The following is a 24,983-nucleotide window of genomic DNA, read 5'->3' on the forward strand; positions in this document are numbered from 1 at the left end:
AATGAACAAGCCCGAGTTCCTGCATTGAATCATGAAATCATCGTCAGGGAAACACTATGCGAACCTCGATCACATTCGTGCTCTGGCGGCGTTCATGGTTTTCAGTTGGCATTTCCTTCTGCCAGAAGCAAAGGCCAACGTGCCTCTTGCTCCTTTTTCAATTTTTGCCGAGGGACATACCGGCGTTGCCCTGTTCATGACGCTCAGCGGTTATCTTTTTGCCAAGCTGCTGAATGGCAAAAGAATTGACTATCCGAAGTTCATCTGGAACCGCGTCCTGCGACTGCTACCGCTTTTGTGCCTCGTCATCCTCATTGTGGGGGTCATCGAGTATCTGAAAGACAGGGACGTCATGGCCTACGCCAAAGGTATTGTCAGCGGAATTCTCGGAAAGGGCTTCCCCAACGGAGGCTGGTCCATCGCCATCGAGTTCCACTTCTACGTGATTTTGCCTTTGCTGCTTTGGCTCGACCGCAGGAACAAAGTGTTCTTGCCCTTGTTGATCGTGATGATGATCGCGCTGCGATCACTCATCTGGCTCCAATACGGCGAGGTTCAGGAGATCGCCTATCAAACGCTCGCCGGAAGAATGGACCAGTTCGTGATCGGAATCATGGCGTTTCATTGGAGATCAAAGATTGTGGGAAAGCACGCGTTTGCTGCCGTCGTATTTGGAACTCTCGCAGGTTTCTACTACTTTTTCGACCGAGCAGGAGGCTTCTATGGGTTGCCTGCCTACCCCTCGCCAAGTGTCGTTTGGGTATTCATTCCCACCATCGAGGCATTGGCATATGGAACATTGATCGCGTGGTATGCCGAATCGTTCGAATTCAAACCGAATCGGTTCCTTTGGTTGATCGGCAAGGCCGGAGTCTATTCCTACTCCATCTATCTTCTTCACTTTTTCTTTTTCCACAAGATGTCTCGGGCAGCGATCAAATCCGGCATTCCGATTGAGAATTTCTATGTAGGACTGATGGCGTCACTGTTCTTTTTCCTCTGCATGGTGCTAATCGGCCACGTTTCCTACAAATTCATCGAACAGCCTTTCCTGCGCTTCCGCAAACCCTACATCCTCGATTGAATCCAAAGCAGGGCCGTCATTTTCCTACCTGTCCTTATTCTTTTCACTGATACCGATGAGTGAACCATTGATCTCCGTGATCATGCCGGTCTGGAATGGTGAAGCCCATCTGCGGGAGGCCATCGAGAGCATTCTCCAACAGACCGAGCGCAACTTCGAGTTTCTGATCATCGACGATGGAAGCACGGATGGCACGGTTTCCATCATCGAGAGCTATCAGGACCCGCGGATCCGCTTGATCCGCCAGGAGCACGAGGGGATCGTGGTGGCGCTCAACCGGGGCGTGGCCGAAGCCGGGGCGGACTTGATCGCGCGGATGGATGCGGATGACATCGCGTATCCCGAGCGGCTCAAACGGCAGGTGGACATCATGCGGAAAGAACCGGGAGTGGTGTTATGTCACACCCAGATCCGGATCATCGGCGAGGAGCGCTACGTGACTCCTGCGGGAAGGCTCGTCCGCAGCGAGGGACTGACCCTGCTTCGACTGTGTTATCAAAGCCCGATTGTACATCCGACGGTGATGTTTCGGAAGGACGCGTTCCTCACGGCCGGCGGATACCTCGCGGAGGAACGCCACGCGGAGGATTACGGTCTCTGGGGACGACTCGTGCACCAGGGACCGGTCGTCGGCCTACCCGTGCCACTGCTTGATTTCCGAGTGCATCAAGCATCAATCTCCAAGCGAAAAGCGGAAGTGCAGTTGAGTTTGAGCAGGGACATCGCCCTGCGACATTGCCGGGATTTCATGAGACTCGATCCGGAAGAAGCGGAGCGCGCACTCGAAGCCCTGTACTACGGAAGCAGCCAAAGCACGCGGCGTGACTGGTTCTGGCTGATGGCCCACTGTCTGCCGCGACTTCGGAAGCAGGGAATCGAGCTGTGGATGTGGGCGTTTCAAAAGACAATCTGGCGGGTGTTACATCGGTAAACCCGATAGGGCGGATCCGGCCCGGTCCGCCGTGGCCTGTCGCCCTACTTTATTTTTCATGAAGATCGCCTTCCTGACCACTGACAACCGCGAGCAGTTTTCGGACTACGACAATCCGGTTCCGCATTTCGGCACCGCGCCCCAGGCCCTGCTGGATGGATTCGCGAAGTTCCCGAACGAGGTGGAGATCCACGTGATTTCCTGCACCCGCCGGAAAATGGACACGCCGGAGGCACTGGCACCTAACATCCGTTTCCATCAGCTTCTGGTTCCCCATCTCGGATGGGGACGGACGGGATTCGCGGGATGTGGGCTGGCGGTGCGGCGGTTGCTTTGCAAACTCAAGCCGGACGTGGTGCACGCCCAGGGGACCGAGCGCGATTGTGCGGTTTCCATGATGTTCGCGCCCTGCGGTCCCCGGTTGCTGACGATCCACGGTCATATGGCGCGAATCGCCGAGATCATCGATGCCAGGCCATTCAGCTACTATTGGCTGGTGAAAAAGCTGGAGGCCATGGCAGTCCGTCGGGCTGATGGAGTGGTCGCCATCACGAACTACACCCAAGGACGCCTGCGGGACAACGCGCGTAGGACCTGGGTGGTTCCGAATGCGGTGGACGCCTCGTTCTTCGAAGTGAACGCAACCGGCCAAGGAGATCTTGTGATCTGCGTGGCGTCCCTCAGTCCGTGGAAACGACAGATGGAACTGATTGACGCGTTCGATGCTCTGCCGGAGGAAATCCGCCCTCAGCTTGTATTGTTAGGAGTCGGGGAGGAGAGCGGATACGGTGCGGAAGTGGTCGAACGGCTGGCGACCCGCCCCTGGTGCAGCCATCCAGGTGCGGTGAACCGGCAGGAACTGAAAAACTGGCTGCGGAAGGCGGGCCTGCTGATCCTGCCGTCCACCGAGGACAACTGCCCGATGGTGATCCTGGAGGCGATGGCCGCCGGGGTGCCCGTGGCGGCCTCAAACATCGGCGGCATTCCGGATCTTATCGAACACGGCGTGACCGGTCTGATGTTCGATCCGCAGGATGCCAAATCCATCCAAGGTGCGGTAACACGGTGGCAGGAAAATCCCGATGAAACTGCGGCCATGGCGGCCCGAGCCAAACAAGTCGCCGGTCAACGGTTTCATCCCGAAGTCATCGCGCGGAGGCACCTGGAGATCTATCGGGAAGCGCTCGCTCAATCCGGGATTTGACGCGGCTTCGGCAGTCGCCAATACCCTCCCCAAAGCCTCTACATCAGGGGAAGGCGAGGGAGTCTCTAACCACAGATTTCACGGATGAGCACAGATCAAGAAATCAAGAGTCCAAGTCGTCAACCATCCGTGTCCTCTATGAAATCTGTGGTTCAAACTTCCGTCTCAAAAACGTTCGTGTGAGGGGCACTGGAAAAGATTCGAAAATCTAACTATCCACTCCACGGGTTGCTCTGATTTTTAAGAACAGAAGTTGGAAATCATCCGTGGTTCCCCTCTCTGCTCCGGAGTCAATTTCCCCCGGGGGAAAAGCCCCTGATCTCCTTTCCCTTCCAAATGGACGTTCCCGTGCCGCAGCTTCTCGTCGTGATGCCTGTTTTCAACGAGCAGGACTCGGTGGAAACGGTGGTCACCGCATGGTTCGGAGAACTGGATGAAAATCTCGCGGAATTCACCTTGCTGGTGATCGACGACGGCTCGACCGACGCGACTCCCGAAATCCTGCGGGATCTTCGTAGTAAACACGGCCCCAGACTGGAATGCATCCACCGCCCGAACCGCGGCCATGGCCAAACCTGTGTCCAAGGCTACCGCATCGCGGTGGATCGCGGCATTCCGTTTGTCATGCAGATCGATTCCGACGGACAGTCCGATCCCCGGTATTTCAGCAAATTCTGGGCGCTGAGGAATGATTTCGATGTCATCTACGGCAAGCGGCTGAGGCAGGACGGGCTGCGCCGTATCATCGCCAGTCTGGTCCTGCGTGGTTTGCTGCGACTGTTCGCCGGTGTGGATTGCGTCGATGCGAACGTTCCCTACCGGCTGATGGACACCGCCACTTGTGCGGAAGTGTTCCGGTCGATCCCCGAAGATCTGTTTCTCGCGAATGTCGGATTGGCAGTGATGTTGAGAAAGAACCGGATGATCCGTCACGGCGTAGTGCCCATCGGGTTTCCTCCGCGAAGTGGAGGTGAGCCGTCGGTGCCATTTTCGAAATTCGCGGCAAAGGGCGTGGAGTTGTTCACCCAACTCAGGAAAGCGGATATCCGTTAGACTCCCGGCCCGATGAATTGAAATCAATCCTGCGGAACCCGCCCTATCCGATTTTCATGACCCCTCTCTCATTCACGAAACGCGAGTTCACCCGCCCGCTGCTGCTCGCGTTCATCGCGCTGATCGTCGGCCTGTGTGCCATCACCTCCCAAAGCTTGTGGATGGACGAGGGCAGCGGAGCCTTCAAGGCGCTCATGCCTAACATCAGGGACTGGTGGACGATGACGATGCGTCTCGGCGGATCGGACACCCAAATGCCGGTTTACATGTTTCTGCTGTGGTGCTGGACGAAGTGCGGCGTCCTGGGGGAGTTCGCGCTGCGTTGCATCAATCTGCCGTGGCTGATTCTCGCCGTCCTGGCTTTGAGAAAAGTTCGTTTCTGGCCGCTGGTGTGCCTCACCTCCCCTTTCGTGCTCTACTACACGGGTGAATTGAGACCTTACGCCATGCAGATCGCCGGGGGGGCTCTCGCGGCGGCGGCGCTGGGCGAGATCATCGAAGAACGCGGCCGGCAAGGCTACGAGGGTCTTCATGCGGCTGCAGGCGCCGGTCTTTTGTTAGCCGCCAGCAGCCTCACCGCGTTGGTATGGGCGAGTGGATTTTGGCTGGGGATCCTGATCATACGGCCGGATTGGCTGGCAAAAAAGGGATTTTGGTTGCGCTCGCTGCCATGGATCGGAGGGGGACTGGCCGTCGGCGGCTACTACCTGTTCACTCTGCTCAAGGGCTTCCGCGCCGCAGGGATCGAAGGCGGCGGCGGAGTCTTGAGTGTATTTTTCGGATTTTATGAAATGCTCGGTCTGCTCGGCCTGGGCCCTGGAAGGAATGAATTGCGGGAATCACCCGCCACCGTCGCGCCCTATCTTCCCATCCTTCTGGCGGCGTTTGCCTGCATCGCCGGAGCGTGGCTCTGCGGAGTCAAATCCTGGCTGAAAACCGTTCCAGCCAGATGTGTCGTGGGGGTGATATGCGCCATCGTCATTCCAGTTCTCATGTTGACCGTCGTCGGCCAACTCAAGGATTTCCGTGTGCTGGGCCGCCACCTTAGCCCGGCAATTCCCGCCCTGTTGCTACCGATCGCGGCGGTTTTCAGCGCAGGTGGCCCGTCGGCGAAACGCCTGCGTGTTCTAGGAACCCTCGCAGTGATGTTCATGGCGGCCTCGTCGCTGGAACTCAGGTTTCTCGAACGCCACGCCAGGGACGATTACCGCAGGGCCACTGCCATAGGAATCGATGCCTTGAAAAATGGCAAGACCGTGTGGTGGCAGGCCGACATGAATGCCACGCGCTACTATGCCTATCGGATGGGCGGCGGCCAATTCGTTAACGCCATCCAGGTCTTCGAAACGAATCCTCCCAGCAGCCTGCTGGTGGCCGACGTGGTTATCCTCAACCGCCCGGACCTGCGATATCCGGGCGGCAACCACCGCGCTACTCTGGAACATGACTCGTTCAAACCGGTCGCCCGATTCACCGGATTCGAAATCTGGGAAACCGGTTATTGAATCCCCTTTTCCTCTGTCGAAACCCGCGGGGATTCCCGCTAACAACCTACCCCCACACAACTCGAAATGGAAGGGCAACTCAATACCAAGGAACGGGAGATCATCACCCGCTGGGTCACCGAACTGAAACCCGAGCACGTCATTGAAGTGGGAACATGGCTCGGTGGAGGGAGCACCCTGCATATCCTCAAGGCGCTGCATGCCAACGGCCGCGGACACCTCTGGGGAATCGAGGCGTTTCAATCGATCTATGACGCGATGCTCAAGAACATCAACACCGCCGGCGAGGAAATCGCCGCGCGGTTTACCCCGCTATTCGGATTCTCCCAGAATGTGATTCCCGAGTTTCTGGCGAAGGATGGAGGGAAAATGTCGGTTGATTTGGTTTTCCTCGACGGCGGTGACAATCCAATGGAACAGATCACAGAATTCCAGTTGCTTAGGGATGCGATGCCGGTGGGTGCGATTCTGCTATCCCATGACGCGAAACTTCGGAAAGGAAAATGGCTGGTCCCTTATCTCCGGGCGCATGACAACTGGGAATGCCGACTCCACGACGTCAGCGACGAGGGGATGTTCGAGGCACGCAAGACCTCCGCCCAACCGAGCGAATCGAGCCGGAAAGTGGCGACAAAAACGCTTGCCTCCCTTCGCATGCAGCCCACGGAATTGCTGGGGCGCCTCCTTCCCGCCCCAGTCATTAGCGTGCTCTTGAAAATGATCCCCAGGAAGCTGGTCCTGAAAATCACCCAAGGCCGTGGATGATCCGGCCGGATCCCGGGCGCCCCTCGGCTCTGTTGGCAACCTCGAGCCAATCCGAATGCAAGTCGTCTCCGCATGCATCGCCCGCGACCTGCCTATCTATCAGATAGCCTGTGCCAGCCTGCGCACGCATCTGCCCGATCCGGAGATCAACCTGATCACGCGCAAGGAGGATTTCACCCGCTTCAGGAACGCCTGCGGAACGGATCTCGTGCTTTGGGATGAGAATGCCCTCCTGCCGGGCATGACGCTTAAGGAGCTTCGTGAAATGCCGTTGCCTTTCTTCCCCAAGGGGGCCGGATGGTATTTCCAGCAGTTCCTCAAGTTCGCCTTCGTCAATGTGTCAGGCGGCGGTGACCACTATCTGATCTGGGATGCGGACACCGTGCTCCTGAGGCCGATGGACTTTTTCGATAGTTCGGGGCGTGCGCTTTACACCAAGGCCAAGGAGCACCATTTACCCTACTTCAAGACTTTCGAGCAATTGTTCGGCTGCACTGCTAACCGGGAGTTTTCATTCATTTCCCAACACCAGATCATCGACAAGACAATCCTCCGGCAGATGCTGGCTGAAATCGAAACCAAACATCCGGAATCCCGCGGCTGGGCATGGGCAATCATGGAAAACCTGCGCGGCGAGGGCTCAAACCTGTTCAGCGAGTATGAAACGTATGGCCACTACGCCAAATGGAGACATCCCGAGTCCATCACCTTCAGAGATCTCCAGTGGACCCGCAACGGCGAGAGAATCGCCGGTTATCCACCCAAGCCCGAGAAACTCGGCATCCTTGCCGAGTCCTATTCCTATGCCGCCTTTGAAACCTTCTTTTCGTTAAAGAACCGCATCAAACGCGCGTTGCAAAAGCTCTCAGGAAAGAAGGTCATCGAGGACTATTCCTGAATCTCCGCGCCCTTGATCGATGTCGGCTTGTCCCACGTTTGACGCTCCATCCATGAAACGCACCCACCCGCATGATCCGCACATTTCCAACGGCAGATTGGCAAGGTGGCTGATCGCGCTTTCGCGGAAACGGATTCCAGGAGTCTTCAGGATTTACTCCGCCTATCTGAATTGTGACCTTGGCATGGCATTACCGGAATCTGTGTTCCTGCCCCATCCGTTCGGGATCGTGGTAAGCAGCGGAGTGGAGTTCGGCGAAGATGTGGTGATTGGGCATCAGGTGACCATTGGAAACCGCGGCGGCGTGATGGCGGCGCCAAAGATCGGGCACCGGGTTTACATCGGGGCTGGAGCCAAGATTCTCGGCCCGCTTCGCATAGGAGATGATGCGGTGGTGGGTGCCAACGCGGTTGTCACCAAGGATGTTCCCGCAGGCGCGACCGTCGTGGGAGCTAACCGGGTCCTGCTGGCCAAACCGACTTGAACATGAAAGGTGCCACCGGGAAATTCGCCCCCTTCGTGGAACGCGACCGAACTTCGCGGATCTCGGAATTCGCACGGGGATTCTTCAATTTCCTTCAATCAAAGGGCGTCCCGTCCGCCATCCTGCATGGAGGCGGGGACGGATTCGAAAACCCGTTGTCGGATGTCGATTTCGCGGTGGCGGGGAATGTCTGGGGCAATCTCACGCGGCTGATCCACGAATATTGCGGTGGTGCCGGTTGGAGACTCTGCCAGGTGCTTCGGCACGAGCCGACCGCCGCCTATCATGTTTGCTCGGCGATCGACGATCCGGCGTGTGCGGTCGCGCTGGATGCCTGTTCGGATTATCAGCGGAACGGCACCGTCTACCTGACCGCCAGTGAGCTGTTGGAAGAGCGGAAGCCATACTTGTGGGGCGGCTTCAGCCTAACTCCGGAGAAGGAATTATGCTACCGTTTCGCCAAGGCGGCGGCAAAGTCCAAGGAGGTGGCCGGGGTGGCTGAGGAGTTCGCCCGCTATCCGGAGCCTGCCCGCAAAAACTGTGAGACTTGGCTTGCCAAGCACTGGGGCATCATTCTGGCAGGTTGGGATCCGGAGGATCTGAAAACCGGGCTTGGGGATCTGAGGCGACGGTCCAACCGCCGCCCCCCGGTTTTCAATGCTGATTCGTTCGCCCGGATCGTTTCCCGCATCCTTTCGCCGAGCGGCATGATTGTGGTCACCGGAGGCGGGGATTTCGACGAAATATCCCGCGAGTTGGAAGCGACCTTCGGGCACCTGTATTTCCGCCGTTTCCTCAAGGTGGACCGCTGGAAACCTGCGCTGATTAAGGGTCTCGTCGCCAGCACCGTGATTGTGGTGCCTGAAATGCCGGGAATAGTGGAATCCCTGCTTCCCGCGGATTGTGTTTATCGTCCCGACGGCGGTCAGGACACGGGAGAGCTCCTCCTGAACTTCGCAAGGTGTCTGGCGGAGCGGTGCGCCCGTCGCGAGATGCTATCAAATCCGGGTTGAACGGACCGGCCCCAAGCTACGTTTCGAACATGCCATTCATTGCCTTTCTCGGTTGCGACGGTTCCGGCAAATCGGCGGTCATTGAGGAGGTGACCCGCCGCTTGATGGAATCGGGGGAATCCGTGCGGTTCGGCCACTGGCGACCCAAGCCCTTTGCAACCGGTGAAACCCCGGCGGCCGGAGCAGATGACCCGCATGGCGCGCACCCCCGCGGCGCGGTTGCCTCTGTCGCCAAGCTCGGCTGGCTGTGGCTCAACTGGTGGGTGGCCTGGTTCCAACAGTTACGGCGTGATGGACGTGATGGCTTCTTGCTGTTCGACCGCTATCATGCGGATCTGTTGGTGGATCCCCGCCGCTACCGCTACGGTGGGCCGATGTCTCTCGCCCGGTTTGCCTCACACTGGATGCCGCAGCCGGATCGGGTGATTTTCCTCGACGCCCCCGCCGACGTGCTGCTGTCAAGGAAGCAGGAAGTCGGTCGGGAATCGCTGGACCACAGCAGGGCCAGCTATCTTGCGTTGTGCCTGACACATCCACGGTTCCGGGTCATTGACGCTACCCCTGCGCTGCATGAAGTCGTGGAAAGGGTGATGAAAGCCATTCGGCCGGACTGAGCGCAGATGGCGACGTGTAATGAAATCCCTCACAAAAACATCAGGTCATGACCCGATTGTGACCCGATGGGCACTTGTCCATATTAACTAGAGGTTACCCACCACACTGCCCATGTTTCCCCCGATTTCGCATTTTCCCGTTTCATCCGCCAATGGATGGCGGGAACCGTATTTTCATAAAGTTGCCCAACACGAGTCAGGGTTCGCCAGGAGGTGGACATGAGGATCCTCCACTGGGCTCCGCAGTTCGGAACCGAGACCGGGACCGGCAAGGCGATCCAAGGATGGCTGCGGGCCCTGAGCTCGCGGGGGTTGAGCTGCACCGTCATTTCGCTGCCGCTTGAAATTCAGCCGGAGCCCAACCTGAAGGTGCTCCAAGGTCCCGGTCTCTGGACCCGGCTCAGGCTATTCGGTGAGGAAATCAAGACCGCCAATATTGTCCATCTTCACGGAGCATTCGATATCAAGTTGTGCGCGGTGCATCTGATCATCGCCTTGGAAAAAATCTGGCGGATGACGACCGGAGAGCCGTTGCACATCGTCATCACTCCGCACGGGGCATTATCCAGCCACGTCTTCTCCACCAAGACCCACCGCAAGACGATCTACTGGAATTTCGTGGAACGGCTGCTTGCGAAACAAACCAGCCTAGCCATCTGCACCACGCCGATGGAGGCGCAGGAATTGGAAGGACTGCTGCCGAAAATGCGAATCGGCGTGGTGCCGCTGGTGCTGCCCGATTCAAAAGGCGCCTCATTTCCGCGCGTCAAAACAGTCGCCGGACGGGTTCCAACCCTATGCACCCTGGGACGATACGACATCCATACCAAGGGACTCGACCTGCTGATCGATGCCGTGCTAAAGCTCAACTCGGAGGGATTTCCGGTGCGTCTCCGCTGCATCGGCTATGATCAGAACGGCGGCACGAAGGAACTGGAGGATCAGGTGAGATCGATGAATGCCGGGGATTTCGTCGAATGTGCGGGTCCAAGGTTTGGCGAGGAAAAGTTGCGGATGTTGGCCGAATGCGATGCGTTCTGCATGCCATCCCGCTACGAGTCGTTCAGCTACGCACTGATGGAGGGACTGGAAAGCGGCCTGCCCGTTCTCGTCGGATCAGGGGCATGCCTCACCAGCTTTTTCGACGAATCGCAGCGGCGGTCAATGGTGGTGGAACCTGATGCCAACACCTGGGCCGCGGCAATCCAAAACCTCTTGAAGTCCCCAGCGGAAAATATCAAATGCGCGGAAAGGACCCTGAGGGAATTGCGGGCGAAATGCTCGGCCAGCGTCGTCGGCGAGTCGCTGGCAATGCTCTATCACGCGACTTGGATGGTCGCGGAAAAGTCAGCGACATCCGCCACCACGCCTATCCCATCGCCACCCGTCGCCAACCCGACCGGCGTCGCATCTCCGCCGGTCCATTCGCAAACTTCCGCTTCCCCGCCAACCATCGCGCAAAACCATGAGTCCCCTTGCCCTGTTCAGGAAAATCCACTGGAAACTGCGATGGCATCTGACGGCAGCCCCGATGAATCTCCGCAACTGGCACCGGGACCTCTCGATCTCCCTTCCCAAGAGCGGCTCGGCGGCCCAAATCTACTATCGAAAGTACTCGGAACCTCAAATCGCAAAATGGATGGAGGAGCACCTCCGGGCGGGAGACTGTTTCTTTGATATCGGTGCCCACGTGGGCGAATACAGCCTGATCGCCGCTGCGGCGGTCGGCTCCACAGGATCCATCATCGCCCTCGAGCCGCAGAAGGACCTTTGTGAAATCATCATGAGGAATTTCGAGGACAATCAAATTCCCAACACCCGGGTCATCCATGGCGCGCTGGGCGAACGGTGTGGCCGCTGCCACCTTTTCACCGACGAAAATACCAAGGGAGCCGTGCTCGAAATAAACTCCGCCCTAGCGGACATCCCGATGTATGACCTCGCCACGTTGCTGAAGGACATCCCCGCCGACAAACGGATCTGGATGAAGCTCGATGCCGCGGGATACGAGCTGCCATGCCTTTCCGCCTGCGCGGAAATCCTGCGAGAACGTCCGGTTCATCTGATTCTCAAGGCCTACAGCGAGGAGCAGGTTCAAAACCGTTTTCCCGGAATTTCCCAATCGCTCGCTGAATTCCTCAACTCCATGGGATACCGGAGTTTCAGAATCACCGGTGACACCCCGACTCCGTGGGATGGAGTGGTCCACGGCTACTGTGAAGCCATCATTTGCGAATCCGCGGGACTAACCGAAAACCGGACGCAACCCGGATCATGAATCCCGGCGTGGTCAAGCGCCTGACGACTTCGGTCCTGCGGAAAGCCGGTTCACTGACCCGCCAATATCGGATGGGCCGTAAGGTGATCCTTTGCTTCCACTCGGTGAAACCGATGGCAAACCACAGCCACCTCCACCCCGATGCCTTCGGTGGCATTCTCCGCTGGCTCACGATCCACACCGACGTGATGAGTGTCGAATCGCTGCTGGATGCTGACCGCACGGACAACCCCAGACCCGCAGTGGCACTGACTTTCGATGACGGGCACAAGGACAACCTCACCCATGCATTGCCGATCGCCCGGGACCACGGGGTGACATTCAGTGTCTACGTCACAGTCGGGTTGCTGGAGCGCGACCCCCGTGCCCAAGTCAGGTTCACCTCGCTTCTCCGTCAGAAGACCAAGGATTTTGAAGCTCTTTCGTGGGATGACGCAGGCAGTTTGATAGAGCATGGTTGTGAAATCGGCAGCCACACTTGGGATCATCCCATGCTGAGTCACCTGTCCGATGACGGGATCGAGTTTCAACTTGGAGAATCCCGGGAAATCCTGCTTCGGCGGCTGGGACTTGAGCACGTCGGAATGTGTTATCCCTACGGCAAATTTGGCCGGAATGTGGATGCCAGGGTAGTTCGCGCGACCGAACGGCTCGGCTATCGATATGGATTGTGTGTCGAACACCGTGGAGTGGCTCCCAATGACGATCGTTTTGCCCTCCCCCGGTTTATCGTCAACAGCGGCAGTCTGGAAGTTTTGGAGCGCCAGATCTCCGGTAGTGAAGACTACCATGGAGCCATTTCCAGACACATGCCCGGCTTTCTTGCCAGAAAACTCTCGCCGACGGATTTCCTCGAACCTCCGGATGCGCCAGCTCCCTTGTCGGCATTGTCCAGCGCACCCTAGCATTCCATGATCTGCAGACTACTCTCCATTCTCGGCCGTGCATACCCGATCCGCCGCGGGCGTTGGACCCTTTCCCGGCATTGTCGGAACTGGTGCCGTGGTGCCGCGGTCGCCCGACTCCGGTGTGGAGCTCAAATGCTGGTGGACCGCGCCAACGCGGTGGATCGAGTCATCTATCTCTTCGGTGAATACGACCGCGAGGAAATGGAATGGTTGCTTTCCAAGGTGCGGGATGCCCGACAAACGTTGCTTTACGATATCGGGGCCAACATCGGAGCCTATAGCGTGATCCTTCCGACGATGGTTCCCGGACTGACCGCCCACGCATTCGAACCGGATACGCGGAATCTCACTTTTCTGAGAGCAAATATCGCAATCAACGGACTGGAGGAGCAGGTCACCATCCGCGATGTCGCAGTTGGCGACCAAGCTGGCACGGTTCAATTTCTCGAATCCCGGGGCGGCGATCTCCTCAATACCGGGAAAAGCAAGGTAGTCAATGACCCGGACAACTTGGCCAGTCTCCGCACCGTGACCAAGATCGCTGTGGACGATCTGGATCCCGTGCGCGGGAAAACCGTTTTGATGAAAATCGACGTGGAGGGATATGAGTTCGACGTGCTCCAAGGGATGCGCCGCACACTACGGGATAACGCATGCTATCTGATGATCGAGATCTTTCCTGAAAACCTCGTGAAGTGTGACGGTTTGATGGAGGAACTCGGTTATCGCCGGACGATTTCCTTCGGTTCCGACGACTGGGCCTACGAGCCAACAGGAGTCTGAGGCGAAAATATCATGACAAATGACCGACGGATTCGACCGGCTGACTACGTTTTTCTCACAAACTGCCTTTGACTTGGCCCGGATTCGATAGCCAGATTCAGCCCGGCTAGACTTTTGAGTAATTCATGAAATATCAATCCAAGCACGAAGCGATCCTCGGGCTCTGCAGTTCGAAAAGGGTGCTTCATCTCGGTTGTGTCGGAAACAATGACTCCGGCACGGACCACAAGGTGACAGCCTCCCCAAGCACGCTGCACATGAAGCTTTCGGCCGTGGCAGACGTGACCGGCGTGGACATCAGCGCGGACGCCGTGGAGGAATACCGGCGGAGCGGCATCTGCGAAAACATCCTCGTCGGCGACGTCGAGAAACTCGATCACCTCGATTTGACCCCGGAGTTTGACATCGTGGTCATTGGCGACCTGATCGAACACCTGTCAAATCCCGGCAATATGCTAGATGGTGTGAGAAGACTTTGCAGGCCCGACACGACGGTCGTTCTAACCACCCCGCACGCATTTGGCCTGGCACCGTTCCTGAGGCACCTGACCGGACGATTTGTGGAAGGCCGGCAACATGTGATGACCTTCAACGAGCAGAACCTGACAAACCTTGTGGAACGACATGGTTTCAGGGTCACACGGATCGGAACCTGTTATCAATCCGAGTCGGTCAATAATTCCTTGGGATTCAGAATGGGAAAGACGCTGTTCGAAAAATTTCCGAAACTGGGCGGCACCTTGTTGATACTGCTCTCCCCCGGTGAATGATAGACCCTCCATGTCCAAGCCTGATGTGTTCCTGTCCGCCTATGCGTGCGAGCCGGGAAAGGGCTCCGAACCGGGAGTGGGCTGGAAATGGACCAACGGACTTGCCCGCCGGGTCAACCTTCAGGTGTTGACTCGGGAATCCAACCGCCAGGTGATCGAACAGGCGGTCGCGGCCACGGCCGAGGGGGACCCGCTGAGATCGGTGGTGTTTCATTTCCATGATCTGCCCGAACCGTTTCTCAAGGCGAAGCGCCGTGGCTGGCTGCCGACACTGGCCTACTACGCGGTTTGGCAATGGGCGGTGGCGCGGCGGTTCGGCACACAAGCAGACTCCGCGGACGTCGTTCACCACCTGACGTTCTGCACCTTGCTGTGTCCCGGATTCTGGAAGTTGAAACGCGCGGCGTTCGTTTTGGGGCCGGTCGGGGCCCCTTTGGTCAACCCGCACTATTTCCCACTGTTTGGACGCCGCATCTGGTTGCAGCGCGTGCGTGGCTGGATTCTGAACCATTTTCTCCACGTGCCTTGGCTACGGCGGCTTCTTCGCAGCGCCGCAGCCGTGGTGCCCGCCAACAGTGAAACCCTCGGCTTGTTAGCCAGCCAGGGTTTGCTGTCGGAGGACGTGATGCTGGATACGGGAACTCCCGATTCCCGCGCAAATCCCAGGCACCATTCGCCGCAGGGAAAGATCCGGCTGTTATACGCGGGCCGGCTCGAACGGAGAAAAGGTCTCGAACTCGCGCTGCGGGCGCTCGCCAAGGTTTCCGCCAGTTCCAAATGCGACTGGACATTCGACATTCTCGGATCAGGTCCGGACGAATTACGCCTGAAGGAGATGACCCTCCAACTGAACATCGCGCCGAGGGTGGCATTCCACGGCACCATCCCGCAGGAAGAGCTGATGGAGCGCTTCGATGACGCTGACGCGTTTCTCTTCACCAGTGTTAGAGACACGTCGGGCGGGGTAAACCTCGAAGCCATGGCACATGGACTACCGGTCATTTGCATCGCCCATCAGGGAGTGGGAGACATCACCGACGACACCTGCGCCGCAAGGGTGAATCCCGGGCCAATCGCTGAAACGATCGACGGTCTGGCCGCAGCCGTAGTCCGGCTTGCCGAAACTCCGGGACTGCGTCAGGAAATGAGCCTCGCGGCCTCCAAACGGGCACTCGACGATTTTTCCTGGGACGACAAGTTCGAGCGGATGTGCGTCCACTATCTCAATGCGATTGAGAAATCAGCCGACCAGAAACCCTCATGAATCCATACCCGACAGGCAGATATCATGGGGTCATGCCCCCGGCCGTCGCCGCGATGGTCTGGATGGCGGGCTGCGGTATGATCGACTGGCTGACAGGTCCGGAACTCTCGATTTCCGCCATGTTCTATCTGCCGGCGATCATTCTGGTTGCGTGGCTGTCGAATCTGAGAACGGCATTGATCATCTGCCTGGTGGCGGCACTGATCTGGCTGGCCACGGAACTTGCCTTCAACCGCGTCTACACGGATCCCTACATCCCTTATTGGAACGCCTTCATCCGTCTCGCATTCTTCGTGATCACGGTGCTGCTGGTTTCCGAGATAAAATCCCGCCGACGGACAGAGGCAGCCCTGGCCGCGCAGGACAGTATCCTCAGTTCGATCCTCAACAGCATGCGCGACGGAGTGGTGGTCGTGGATACGGAAGGACTAGTGATCGGGTTCAATCCTGCGGCCGAGAAAGTTTTCGGGATCAATCCAATCGGCCGCAACGCCGACCAATGGGTGAAGCATCTCGAAAGCACCCGGTTGGATGGTTTCAACTTGGATGGCTCAGGTGCCAACGTGCTTCGATTGGCCACATCCGGCAGGCTCTCGGGTGACCGGGAGTTTTCAATGAGGTCGGCCAACGAGGATGAACCGAGGATCCTCCGGGTGACCGCGCAACCTCTCCTCGGCAAGTTCGGCACCCAAGCCGGTGTGGTGGTGGTGATCGCCAACCTGACAGCGCGCCGGACGATGGAAATGCGCATCGCGGAGGCCACTGAAAGAGAACAGCGCCGGATTGGCCAGGATCTGCACGACGGCGTCTGCCAACATCTGGTGAGCGTGGCGTTTGCCGCAGGCGGCTTGCAGGGCCATCTCGAATCCCTTTCCCTCGAATCCGAGGCTAGGGATGCGGGCAAGATTGCCACGCTGATCAACGATGCGATCACGGAGGTCCGCGACCTCGCCCACGGATTGTATCCGGCCGGGCTTGAGGACGGCATCGAGGTCGCATTGCAAACACTGGCGAATTCTACCCGCGAGCGCACGGGAATCCTGTGCTCGGCCAAGGTCGATGATGTGCTTCCGGCGTTGGACCCCATGACCACGGTCCACCTCTATCGGATCGCCCAGGAGTGCATCTCAAACGCCTGCCGGCACGGCATCCCTGACGCCATCGGCATTTCCCTCCAAATTCATGATCAAACCCTCAAGCTTATAGTCACCGACAACGGCAAGGGGATGGAAATATCCTCCCCACCCCGTGGAATCGGTCTCAACCTCATGCGCTACCGTGCGAACATGATGGGTGGAAACCTGGAAATTGATACCAGCCCGAACCGAGGCACCACCGTCACCTGTACCTTGCCACCAAGCAGCGTCACCTTATTGCACCCGCGATGACACCACATCCTGAATTCCTGCCGGAGACCAAGAGTGTTTTCCTTGTCGATGACCATCCGATGGTTCGCGAGCAACTCACGCAGCTCATCGACAACCAGCCCGACCTTCATGTCTGCGGAGAGGCAAGAGACGTGTCGGAAGCACTCGAGGGAATCGAGAGGCAGTTGCCTGACATCGCTGTCGTGGACCTGAACCTGAGGAAGTCCAGTGGCCTGGACCTGATCAAGGATCTCAAAGCCCGGGGACTGCGCATCCCGATTCTGGTCCTCTCGATGCATGACGAGGGACTCTACGCGGAACGCGCGCTTAGGGCAGGTGCCATGGGATATGTCAGCAAACAGGAAAACACCCGCGAGATCCTGATGGCCATTCGTCAAGTGCTCGGCGGCGGCATCCACGTGAGCCCCGGCCTCGCGGGTAAACTCGTCATGAACGCGATCGGTGGAAATCTCGATCAGAATAGCTCCCCGGTTTCCAAGCTGGCGGACCGTGAACTCGAGGTTTTCCAACTTATCGGCCGGGGATGCGGGACTCGGAAAATTGCAGAAAGCTTGGGCCTCAGCGTGAAGACCATCGAAAGCTACCGCGCGAGGATCAAGGACAAGCTCAACCTCGAAGACGGAGTGCAATTGCTCCAACGCGCCGTCCAATGGGTTGAGAGTTATGATGATGGAAAATCAACATGACCTAACCTTATGTTGCGATGGAAACCCCCACACCAGAAATAGGATCGACCCGAGTTGAAAATCGTGGGATCTCCGCCTAGCTTAGTGCTTCCGGAAAGTTTCCCGGGCAAGCCATGGAAAAGACCCGCAGGAATTTCATCGTAGGAACCGGCTCCGCATTGTTAGGCGGAATGCTGAACCGTGTGTCCGCCGACTCCGCCCCTGCAACACAGCCGCCGGACATTAGCGCACTTTTACAGGCGAAAGGGTTCAATGCCAACAGTCCCGGATCGGCCTTGCTGGCGATCGTAGCGGACGTTCACATTAACCTCGACCAGAGTTCTCCCACTTACACCACCCAACTCGACGACCGCCTGGTAAACGAACTGAACGGGCTCACCCCCGCAATCACCGATTTGACGATTGCCGGTGACCTGATTGTCCACAACAGCGTTTCGATCGGTGGTTCCCGCTATCCCAGCCACTACGCCCTTTCCCGGCTGGAATTCCGGTGTATCACCCAGCAAATCCAGCGTTTCCGCTCCGGAATGAAAATCCGCGCCATCCCGGGCAACCACGACACCGACAAGGATGAAATGGATGCCGACCTGTGGCGGGAGGAACTCGCTCTTCCACCTTATCAACTGGCGACTCTCGGGGGTGTTCCTGTTTTTCACCTCAACAGCGCCAATGGCGGAATGCCGGATCCTGCCCAGATCGCATGGTTCAATACGTTGGCTGCGACCATCCCGTCGGATCAGGAAGTTCTCATCATTGCCCACCACCCATCATTCTACTATCTCTTTGGTGAACCCGGCATCAAGCGCCTTGTGTCGAAGGTATTCGCGAATCACCGGGCGCCTGTTTGGCTGGTGGGAGGCCATGGTCACGGATTTGCAGAGCAACTTTTCGTGAATCCACAGGGAACCCGGTTCATCCAAATGGAGGTCACCACGGGAAATCCAAAACAATGGAGCGACAACCGCCCCCCGGGATATGTTTTGATCGCCTTGCAAGGAGGCCGGGTTCTCTTTAGGGCCTTCCGTTCGGTCATTGAAACCGGATTTGAAATCAAGAAGCCGGTGGAACAACTGAAGGTCTATCCCCTCGCCTGGCCATTTGACGTGATTGAGTCCCCTGCGGTCATCTGTGAGGAAGGACTTTACGAACGACCGGGAAACCTGATTGACGTCGATGGGATCGATTTGAGGTCTCATTTTGTCGCATGTCGAAAATACACCGTCCGGACGGATCTCAGCCGCAGCGAAGGAAAGATCACCGAGTTCCTCCTTTCCGCTGAAATCGCCACGGCGTATGTGCCTCCAACCTGCTATTTCTCGCACACGGGTCTAGCCGGTTCCTGGGTCGCGGTTTCTCTTCCGCCCTCAAATTTCCAGCAGATTTACCGGATTCCCATTCCCGCGCAATTCAGAAGCTCTCCGACGCTCCAAATTAAAACCCTTACCGATTTACAAGGGCCATACGACGGGATCACGATCTTCGGCTGGGGCTTGGGTGCGGACCCGGCGAAATTAACCGGTTACGACAAGTGGTTGTTCCGGCAGTATCGAACGATCCTTCGCGGGAACCTTACGGATCCGACCGTCAAGGTGGAAGGAAGCCAGTTCACCAATCTGGAACACTACGCCTTCAATCTCCCGCTGCCACTCTCGTCCGCTGCCGCCAATGCCGCGGCGTCCCCAATTTCCGGAACTCCCAGCTATTCCCAGACTTTCCGCAAGGTGATGGACTTCCGTTTCGCACGACGCACCGCCTCGTCTCTCCCCGCGGTCTCATACGTGGCCGAATATTCCAACGACCTCGTTCATTGGACAGCTGCTAACGAAAGCCAGCTCGCGATCACCCCGATAGATTCCGGTTGGGAGGAGGCACGACTGTTGCTTCCAACTCCCGGGTCGGGCTCGCTCTACTGTCGCGCGAGAGTCACCACCCCAGGCGACCCCGCAGCGTCCGTTCATCTGGCCCCCGGAGATGCGGATGCTAACGGAATCAACGACATCCTGCAATACGCGTTCGACCTGCAGTCAAACGACGGCGGCGTCCAGCCATACTCTCCAGGCAGGAAACCCGGTATACCGATCCAGAGTTCATTCAATGCCCGGATGTCGAGAATAGTATATCCGAGAATGAGATCCTCGTCATTGACCGACATCAACTACCGGATCGAGCAAACCCGGGATCTCAAGACTTGGGAAAAGGTCCAGCCGTCGGTATGCGCCGAAACAATCCTGCTCTCCACGGGAGATTGGGAACAGGTTGAGGTCGTCATCCTCGACTCCGCCTATCAGCAACGCTTCTACCGGATTTGCCTGGACCTCGACAAAACGCCAAATTCATGAGGACTTTTGCCGCCCTATCTTCAATTCTGGCGCTGGTCGGCGGTCAACTCACCGGGATGGCGGCAACCGTGACCAGGGGACCCTACCTGCAATCAGCCGGATCGGACCGGATCACCGTCTGTTGGAGAACCGACGTGGCCACAACCAGCGAGGTGGCATTTGGACTGACCGAAGGATCGATGTCACCGCCGGTTACCACTCCAGGCACGGCGACGGATCACGAGGTGACTCTGTCCGGACTCCTTCCGGAGACCCGGTTCTTTTATCGAATCAAGGGCACGCCGGTTTCGGGTGTGGCGGTCGATGTCGGCGGACTGGATCAGTGGTTTCGAACCTCGCCGCCGCCGGATTCCGTCGCACCGACGAGGATCTGGGTGCTGGGAGATTCAGGATATCAATTTGGCAATGCCGAACCCGCATTCTCCAATTTCATGGCGGCGAACGCGGCATCGGGGAAACCGACCGACGCGGTGATCATGTTGGGTGACAATGCCTACGCTTATGGTGAGGACTCCAATTACCAGAGCGCGGTCTTCAACCGCTATGCCAACCTGTTGCGAAACACTCCCTTGTGGTCAACGATCGGGAATCACGACGATACCACCGTTCCGGCAAATCCCCCGGCTCCCTACTACTCGATATTCCATTTCCCGACTGCCGGCGAATGCGGGGGAGTGGCCTCGGGGACGGAAAGTTATTACTCGTTCAATCGTGGCAATATCCACTTCATCTGCATCGATTCGAATACCTATGCAACCGTCGCCGACTCACCGGGCGGAACCTACGGTATGGTAGATTGGCTGAAGGACGATCTCAAGGCATGTGCCTCGGATTGGATCATCGCCTACATGCACGAGGGCCCCTATTCGAAGGGTAGCCACGATTCGGACACCGAATTGAATCTAGCCCTGACGCGTAATTACATCATTCCACTACTCGAACAATATGGTGCGGACCTTGTCCTGTGCGGACACAGCCACGCATATGAACGGTCCCGGATGATCGACGGCCACTATGGAGGCTCAGGAACCTTCAACGCGACAACCATGGTGAAGTGGAGCGGCAATGGATCGGATCTCGGCGGAGTGAATGCTGCCGGGGAATTTGTCAAAGACCCCGGTGCTGCAGACGGAGCGTTTCAGAAGCCAGCCGCCACAGGAAGGGCCGGTACGGTCTACGCGGTGGTCGGCACATCCAGTTCGGTCCAGTCGTGGTATGACGGATCCGCGACATTGGTCAATCCCTCCCCCTACCCCGCCCATATCGTCAGTCTGGCAACTATTGGGAATATGGTTATCGAGGTGAACGGCATGCGGCTCAACGCGCAGTTTCAGGATCAGTCCGGAGCAGTTCGGGATGATTTCACCATCGTCAAGGGATCCACTTACGAACTGTCTCCACCTTCGCCTGCATTCAACGGGCCGTCGGCTCCAGGACTTCGCTTCAGGGTTGGGAGAAAGGGCGCGACCGCATTCGCAGACGACGTGGCGTTTACCACGCAGGGAATTTCCGGCGGCGCGGTGACTCCGACATCCGGCAGCGTGTCTTTTCCCCCCGAAACACTCGAGGGTTTCGCATCCTTCGCTCCCGTTTCGGGGCAAGGGCTCGCCAAATTCAATTTCAAGTTATTGCCTGCGACCCGGGCACTGGAGGCCGGTGCGGCACCGAGGCGGATCTATCACATTGCGGGACAGGACTTGCGCCTTGGCTCCATCGAGGCCACGCCATCCGCCACTTGGTATACGTCTCGCTTCGACTCACTTCCAGCCTCGCCGGCGGTCTGGCAAAATGACGCCGATTCCGACGGACTTCCCCTTCTTTTGGAATACGCAACCGGCGGTGAACCCGGTCAATTGGATGCGGGCCCCCAAGGCAAGGTTGAAGGCAACGCGTGGATCTATCGATATTTCAGGGCGGCTGGACGCGATGACCTCACAGTCGACGCAATCATTTCCAACGACTTGACGGGATGGCAGCCTGCGGGCGTCTTGGATACCAACGACGGAGCAGCGACCCCGTCTGGCCAGCCGCGACGAGTTACCCTGCCTCTCACTCTCCAGTCCAAATTTATCAAGCTGCGGGCGACCTTGACGCCCTGATCGAAATTCGCGAGCGCTGGACATTTCGCGTTACAGCTGATTCATCTTTGCTTACCGGAGGCTACTTGCCTTGTCCCGGTTCCCATCACATCTGGAATGATCGATCCCGATTTTACCATCGTCACCGCGAGCTACAACTATGGCCACTACATTGGCGAGTGCCTGCAAAGCGTGGCGGATCAGGACGGAGTCACAGTGGAACATCTGGTGATGGACGCCGGGTCAAGGGACGCGACAGCCGAGGTGGTGGCCCGCCATCCTCACGCCTCGTTCTTCCAGGAACCCGACAAGGGCATGAGCGATGGAATCAACAAGGGATTCCACCGCGCGACTGGGAAATGGGTGATGTGGCTGAATGCCGACGATCGCTTGAAACCGGGTGCATTGAAAGCCGTGAAAGCGTTCGCGGAAGACCAGGGCGGGGCGGACGTGATCTATGGCTGCTGGGATTTCATGGATGCCAATGGCAAGTTCCTCCGCAGGATGACACTGCTTCCCTTCGACCGCGGGATTCTGGTGCAGCAAGGGTGTTATATCGGTTCCACCGCGTGCTTTTTCCGGCGCGAGACCACGATCGCCGAAGGACAGTTCCTGAATGTCGATTTCGGTTACTGCATGGATGGCGAGTATTACGCCAGGCTCGCCGGATTGGGGAAACACTTCGCCTATCTGCCATGTGTCCTTGCGGATTTCCGCTTGCACGGAGAGAGCATCAGCCAGCGAAGTCTTGGAAAAGACGATTTGAAAAACGTCTTGCGCCTGCAGCGCCAGGCGGCCGAACCCCGTGCCATCCGCCGCATCTACGGAATCAGGCTTTTCAGCGACGAGGCACTGAACTGGGTCATCGATGGGATCCTCTATCATGCGTTCAGGCTCAAGAAAGGCATCTTGAAATGGCTTCATCGGAGCAAGGTCACAATGCCCCCGGAGTAGCTCCATTTTCCCGTGATGTTGATTCCCAATTTTCCGAAATGACTGATGCCATCGTCGTCAACCGGGTATTGTCGGCCCTCGACCCGCGCGGCGGACCATTGCGCCCGATCCGCCGCAATGGCAGCATCCTTCTGGCAATGCCGGAAGATAAGGAAGGCGCGCTGAGGACACTGCGCCTCTATCAGCCACAGCGCCGCGCGGCCCGGTTTCTTGCAAATGGGCTTCGCTTGTCGATTCTCGCAGGCGTCCATTCCCGCATTCCAGCGCTAGCGGCCACTTCCCTACCAAGGGAGATTCTGACACCGGAGCTTCCTGACGTGGTTCCGGGGTCGTGCGGAATTCTGCTAGGCAGTCCGGAGCACCGGATCAGGCGGGCGATCGCCACGTTCAGGACGTCATCAAAATGGGAAGTCGCCAAGATCGCCTTCGGCAAAGACGGCACCACGCTGCTAAAACAGGAGTCGCGAATCCTTTCGTTGCTCTCCCAAGTAGATGCGGCTGTCCCGGAATGCCTCGGTCTGCATCTCGGAGAAGACATCTGCGTCATGCGGATGCCCTACGTCACCGGCACCCACGTGAAAGCGGGCGCCCGTGACAAGGCCCTCGCCTTGCTCGGACGCTGGGCTACTGACAGGGAGGCAATGCCAATCGTGCGCTTCAGCGAGTGGGGATCCATCAGCCATGCACTCGGTGTGGGCGATTCCGGAAATAGAGCGCTCCGGGCGCTAACGGGTCAATCCCTGACGCCGGTCATCCGTCACGGCGACTTTGCCCGCTGGAATCTGCTAGAACAACCTGGCGGAGACCTGACTGTGATTGACTGGGAATGGGGCCATGAATCCGGAATGCCCGGACTCGATCTCGTGCACTATTTTCTTCAGGACTTCCGGCTGGTGGATCGGTTGAGCCCGTCGGACGCGATCAACAGAACGCTCGCCGTCATGCAATTGCCGCAGTGTCAGGACTATCTGCGAAAGACCGGTTGGAGCCATGATCCGTTGCTGCCGATTATCGCAAGTCTTGCGTATAAACAGGGCGCGGGACATCAGGAGAACAGAGATGTGCTGGACGCCGCGCTGCGCTTGAACCGATAACCCGTGATCTGGTTGCATTCCGGCCTCAGAAATTTTTCCCTTACGTAGTGTGAAGCCGCCGAACTAACGGACACACCACAAAACCCAATCAACCATCGCGTGAGTAACGTCCAGAAGTTCGCCGCCCTCGTCCGGCAGCATGTCGGCAACCCGGATATTGTGTTCGAGTTTGGTGCCCGCGATTGCGAGGAGAGCGTAGCGATTTCCCGCGAATTTCCCGATGCGAGGATCTATTCGTTTGAATGTAACCGGGCCACTTTGCCGGTTTGCCGCGCCCGGACGGAGGAACATCCGATGATCACGCTCGTCGAAAGCGCTGTGGGTGATAGGGACGGGATTGCAACCTTTCATCCGATCGACCAACAGAAAACCGTCACGACGTGGGACGACGGGAACCCCGGTGCGTCCTCGCTCTTTCTGGCGTCCGGTAAATATGAAGTCGAATCTTACGTGCAGCGTTCCGAGGAGGTGTCCATCGTCAGGCCCGACACGTTCATGGCCGCGCGCGGAATTCAAAAGGTAAGCGCTTTGTGGATGGACATTCAGGGCGCCGAACTCATGGCGCTGCACGGGTTCGGAGAAAGGATTTCCGACGTGGATTTGCTGAGTCTCGAGGCCGAGTTCATCGAAATTTACGAGGGGCAGCCCTTGTTTTGGGAGATTCACGATTTCCTATCTGCCCGGGGTTTTCTGCTAGCCGGCTTTCTGAGTTTTGGCAGGTATTCCTGCGATGCCGTTTTCGTCCGAGATCAGGGCGCCGGTGTCTTTGATAGATTCCGTTCATTCGTCCTTTTTTGGTTCGCACGGCTCGGGATCAGCCTCTATTTTCCTCTACGCAAGGCTGTCGGCACGCTTCTGAGAAAGACTGGATTGAGAAAATAACCGACCCA

The 24,983-nt window shown here is 57.8% G+C and carries 23 protein-coding genes; all 23 read left to right on the forward strand.

The annotated features are described in order from the left end of the window. Window positions 1-31: 31 nt before the first annotated feature. The 23 genes from ABIQ96_RS01570 (at window position 32) to ABIQ96_RS01680 (ending at window position 24,975) form a co-directional block, all read left to right on the forward strand. Window positions 32-1,084 carry an acyltransferase gene (locus ABIQ96_RS01570; RefSeq protein ID WP_348212776.1) on the forward strand — a complete coding sequence of 351 codons (1,053 nt, stop codon included), beginning with the start codon at window positions 32-34 and terminating at the stop codon, window positions 1,082-1,084. 55 nt (window positions 1,085-1,139) lie between these two features. Next, the gene (locus tag ABIQ96_RS01575) at window positions 1,140-2,015 is read left to right on the forward strand and encodes a glycosyltransferase (RefSeq protein ID WP_348212777.1); all 876 of its coding nucleotides are present in this window, start codon (window positions 1,140-1,142) and stop codon (window positions 2,013-2,015) included. 58 nt (window positions 2,016-2,073) lie between these two features. Beyond that, the gene (locus tag ABIQ96_RS01580) at window positions 2,074-3,219 is read left to right on the forward strand and encodes a glycosyltransferase family 4 protein (RefSeq protein ID WP_348212778.1); all 1,146 of its coding nucleotides are present in this window, start codon (window positions 2,074-2,076) and stop codon (window positions 3,217-3,219) included. 336 nt (window positions 3,220-3,555) lie between these two features. Continuing rightward, on the forward strand, window positions 3,556-4,272 hold the full coding sequence (locus ABIQ96_RS01585) for a glycosyltransferase family 2 protein (protein WP_348212779.1): 717 nt from the start codon (window positions 3,556-3,558) through the stop codon (window positions 4,270-4,272). Between the two features lie 56 nt (window positions 4,273-4,328). Then, window positions 4,329-5,777, forward strand: coding sequence for a hypothetical protein (locus ABIQ96_RS01590; RefSeq protein ID WP_348212780.1), 1,449 nt, complete (start codon window positions 4,329-4,331; stop codon window positions 5,775-5,777). Window positions 5,778-5,843: 66 nt separating this feature from the next. Further along, window positions 5,844-6,542, forward strand: coding sequence for a class I SAM-dependent methyltransferase (locus ABIQ96_RS01595; RefSeq protein ID WP_348212781.1), 699 nt, complete (start codon window positions 5,844-5,846; stop codon window positions 6,540-6,542). A gap of 55 nt (window positions 6,543-6,597) precedes the next feature. Next, window positions 6,598-7,440, forward strand: coding sequence for a DUF6492 family protein (locus ABIQ96_RS01600; RefSeq protein WP_348212782.1), 843 nt, complete (start codon window positions 6,598-6,600; stop codon window positions 7,438-7,440). A gap of 52 nt (window positions 7,441-7,492) precedes the next feature. Further along, window positions 7,493-7,924: a DapH/DapD/GlmU-related protein gene (locus ABIQ96_RS01605; protein ID WP_348212783.1), complete on the forward strand. Its 432-nt coding sequence runs from the start codon at window positions 7,493-7,495 to the stop codon at window positions 7,922-7,924. Window positions 7,925-7,926: 2 nt separating this feature from the next. After that, window positions 7,927-8,937: a hypothetical protein gene (locus ABIQ96_RS01610; protein ID WP_348212784.1), complete on the forward strand. Its 1,011-nt coding sequence runs from the start codon at window positions 7,927-7,929 to the stop codon at window positions 8,935-8,937. 29 nt (window positions 8,938-8,966) lie between these two features. Then, window positions 8,967-9,551, forward strand: a complete 585-nt coding sequence (locus tag ABIQ96_RS01615; RefSeq protein WP_348212785.1) for a hypothetical protein — start codon at window positions 8,967-8,969, stop codon at window positions 9,549-9,551. A gap of 219 nt (window positions 9,552-9,770) precedes the next feature. Beyond that, window positions 9,771-11,228 carry a glycosyltransferase gene (locus ABIQ96_RS01620; protein WP_348212786.1) on the forward strand — a complete coding sequence of 486 codons (1,458 nt, stop codon included), beginning with the start codon at window positions 9,771-9,773 and terminating at the stop codon, window positions 11,226-11,228. Then, the gene (locus ABIQ96_RS01625; RefSeq protein ID WP_348212787.1) at window positions 11,191-11,829 is read left to right on the forward strand and encodes an FkbM family methyltransferase; all 639 of its coding nucleotides are present in this window, start codon (window positions 11,191-11,193) and stop codon (window positions 11,827-11,829) included. Before ABIQ96_RS01620 ends, ABIQ96_RS01625 begins: the two co-directional genes overlap by 38 nt. Then, complete coding sequence (locus tag ABIQ96_RS01630) at window positions 11,826-12,734, forward strand: polysaccharide deacetylase family protein (protein ID WP_348212788.1); 909 nt, start codon at window positions 11,826-11,828, stop codon at window positions 12,732-12,734. Before ABIQ96_RS01625 ends, ABIQ96_RS01630 begins: the two co-directional genes overlap by 4 nt. Window positions 12,735-12,740: 6 nt before the next feature. Beyond that, window positions 12,741-13,520 (forward strand): FkbM family methyltransferase, encoded by a 780-nt coding sequence (locus tag ABIQ96_RS01635; protein WP_348212789.1) that lies wholly within the window; start codon window positions 12,741-12,743, stop codon window positions 13,518-13,520. A 125-nt stretch (window positions 13,521-13,645) separates the two neighbouring features. After that, on the forward strand, window positions 13,646-14,290 hold the full coding sequence (locus ABIQ96_RS01640; protein ID WP_348212790.1) for a methyltransferase domain-containing protein: 645 nt from the start codon (window positions 13,646-13,648) through the stop codon (window positions 14,288-14,290). Between the two features lie 10 nt (window positions 14,291-14,300). Continuing rightward, window positions 14,301-15,554, forward strand: coding sequence for a glycosyltransferase family 4 protein (locus tag ABIQ96_RS01645; RefSeq protein ID WP_348212791.1), 1,254 nt, complete (start codon window positions 14,301-14,303; stop codon window positions 15,552-15,554). After that, window positions 15,551-16,942 (forward strand): ATP-binding protein, encoded by a 1,392-nt coding sequence (locus ABIQ96_RS01650; protein WP_348212792.1) that lies wholly within the window; start codon window positions 15,551-15,553, stop codon window positions 16,940-16,942. The genes ABIQ96_RS01645 and ABIQ96_RS01650 overlap by 4 nt, the downstream gene beginning before the upstream one ends. Then, window positions 16,939-17,628 carry a response regulator transcription factor gene (locus ABIQ96_RS01655; RefSeq protein WP_348212793.1) on the forward strand — a complete coding sequence of 230 codons (690 nt, stop codon included), beginning with the start codon at window positions 16,939-16,941 and terminating at the stop codon, window positions 17,626-17,628. Before ABIQ96_RS01650 ends, ABIQ96_RS01655 begins: the two co-directional genes overlap by 4 nt. A 113-nt stretch (window positions 17,629-17,741) precedes the next feature. After that, the gene (locus ABIQ96_RS01660) at window positions 17,742-19,967 is read left to right on the forward strand and encodes a metallophosphoesterase (RefSeq protein WP_348212794.1); all 2,226 of its coding nucleotides are present in this window, start codon (window positions 17,742-17,744) and stop codon (window positions 19,965-19,967) included. Continuing rightward, window positions 19,964-22,066, forward strand: a complete 2,103-nt coding sequence (locus ABIQ96_RS01665; RefSeq protein WP_348212795.1) for a metallophosphoesterase — start codon at window positions 19,964-19,966, stop codon at window positions 22,064-22,066. The genes ABIQ96_RS01660 and ABIQ96_RS01665 overlap by 4 nt, the downstream gene beginning before the upstream one ends. A gap of 96 nt (window positions 22,067-22,162) precedes the next feature. Continuing rightward, entirely contained in the window at window positions 22,163-22,999 is an 837-nt protein-coding gene (locus ABIQ96_RS01670; RefSeq protein ID WP_348212796.1) for a glycosyltransferase family 2 protein, read from the forward strand. A 38-nt stretch (window positions 23,000-23,037) separates the two neighbouring features. Then, window positions 23,038-24,093, forward strand: a complete 1,056-nt coding sequence (locus ABIQ96_RS01675) for a hypothetical protein (protein ID WP_348212797.1) — start codon at window positions 23,038-23,040, stop codon at window positions 24,091-24,093. Window positions 24,094-24,192: 99 nt separating this feature from the next. Further along, window positions 24,193-24,975, forward strand: coding sequence for an FkbM family methyltransferase (locus ABIQ96_RS01680; protein ID WP_348212798.1), 783 nt, complete (start codon window positions 24,193-24,195; stop codon window positions 24,973-24,975). Window positions 24,976-24,983 lie beyond the last annotated feature (8 nt).

The sequence above is a fragment of the Luteolibacter sp. genome, from assembly GCF_039920825.1.
Lineage (GTDB): Bacteria > Verrucomicrobiota > Verrucomicrobiia > Verrucomicrobiales > Akkermansiaceae > Luteolibacter.

Excerpts from the sequence above, each read along its gene's own strand:
- ABIQ96_RS01570 (WP_348212776.1), top strand. The coding sequence starts at position 32 with ATGAAATCATCGTCAGGGAAACACTATGCGAACCTCGATCACATTCGT.
- ABIQ96_RS01575 (WP_348212777.1), top strand. The coding sequence starts at position 1,140 with ATGAGTGAACCATTGATCTCCGTGATCATGCCGGTCTGGAATGGTGAA.
- ABIQ96_RS01580 (WP_348212778.1), top strand. The coding sequence starts at position 2,074 with ATGAAGATCGCCTTCCTGACCACTGACAACCGCGAGCAGTTTTCGGAC.
- ABIQ96_RS01585 (WP_348212779.1), top strand. The coding sequence starts at position 3,556 with ATGGACGTTCCCGTGCCGCAGCTTCTCGTCGTGATGCCTGTTTTCAAC.
- ABIQ96_RS01590 (WP_348212780.1), top strand. The coding sequence starts at position 4,329 with ATGACCCCTCTCTCATTCACGAAACGCGAGTTCACCCGCCCGCTGCTG.
- ABIQ96_RS01595 (WP_348212781.1), top strand. The coding sequence starts at position 5,844 with ATGGAAGGGCAACTCAATACCAAGGAACGGGAGATCATCACCCGCTGG.
- ABIQ96_RS01600 (WP_348212782.1), top strand. The coding sequence starts at position 6,598 with ATGCAAGTCGTCTCCGCATGCATCGCCCGCGACCTGCCTATCTATCAG.
- ABIQ96_RS01605 (WP_348212783.1), top strand. The coding sequence starts at position 7,493 with ATGAAACGCACCCACCCGCATGATCCGCACATTTCCAACGGCAGATTG.
- ABIQ96_RS01610 (WP_348212784.1), top strand. The coding sequence starts at position 7,927 with ATGAAAGGTGCCACCGGGAAATTCGCCCCCTTCGTGGAACGCGACCGA.
- ABIQ96_RS01615 (WP_348212785.1), top strand. The coding sequence starts at position 8,967 with ATGCCATTCATTGCCTTTCTCGGTTGCGACGGTTCCGGCAAATCGGCG.
- ABIQ96_RS01620 (WP_348212786.1), top strand. The coding sequence starts at position 9,771 with ATGAGGATCCTCCACTGGGCTCCGCAGTTCGGAACCGAGACCGGGACC.
- ABIQ96_RS01625 (WP_348212787.1), top strand. The coding sequence starts at position 11,191 with ATGGAGGAGCACCTCCGGGCGGGAGACTGTTTCTTTGATATCGGTGCC.
- ABIQ96_RS01630 (WP_348212788.1), top strand. The coding sequence starts at position 11,826 with ATGAATCCCGGCGTGGTCAAGCGCCTGACGACTTCGGTCCTGCGGAAA.
- ABIQ96_RS01635 (WP_348212789.1), top strand. The coding sequence starts at position 12,741 with ATGATCTGCAGACTACTCTCCATTCTCGGCCGTGCATACCCGATCCGC.
- ABIQ96_RS01640 (WP_348212790.1), top strand. The coding sequence starts at position 13,646 with ATGAAATATCAATCCAAGCACGAAGCGATCCTCGGGCTCTGCAGTTCG.
- ABIQ96_RS01645 (WP_348212791.1), top strand. The coding sequence starts at position 14,301 with ATGTCCAAGCCTGATGTGTTCCTGTCCGCCTATGCGTGCGAGCCGGGA.
- ABIQ96_RS01650 (WP_348212792.1), top strand. The coding sequence starts at position 15,551 with ATGAATCCATACCCGACAGGCAGATATCATGGGGTCATGCCCCCGGCC.
- ABIQ96_RS01655 (WP_348212793.1), top strand. The coding sequence starts at position 16,939 with ATGACACCACATCCTGAATTCCTGCCGGAGACCAAGAGTGTTTTCCTT.
- ABIQ96_RS01660 (WP_348212794.1), top strand. The coding sequence starts at position 17,742 with ATGGAAAAGACCCGCAGGAATTTCATCGTAGGAACCGGCTCCGCATTG.
- ABIQ96_RS01665 (WP_348212795.1), top strand. The coding sequence starts at position 19,964 with ATGAGGACTTTTGCCGCCCTATCTTCAATTCTGGCGCTGGTCGGCGGT.
- ABIQ96_RS01670 (WP_348212796.1), top strand. The coding sequence starts at position 22,163 with ATGATCGATCCCGATTTTACCATCGTCACCGCGAGCTACAACTATGGC.
- ABIQ96_RS01675 (WP_348212797.1), top strand. The coding sequence starts at position 23,038 with ATGACTGATGCCATCGTCGTCAACCGGGTATTGTCGGCCCTCGACCCG.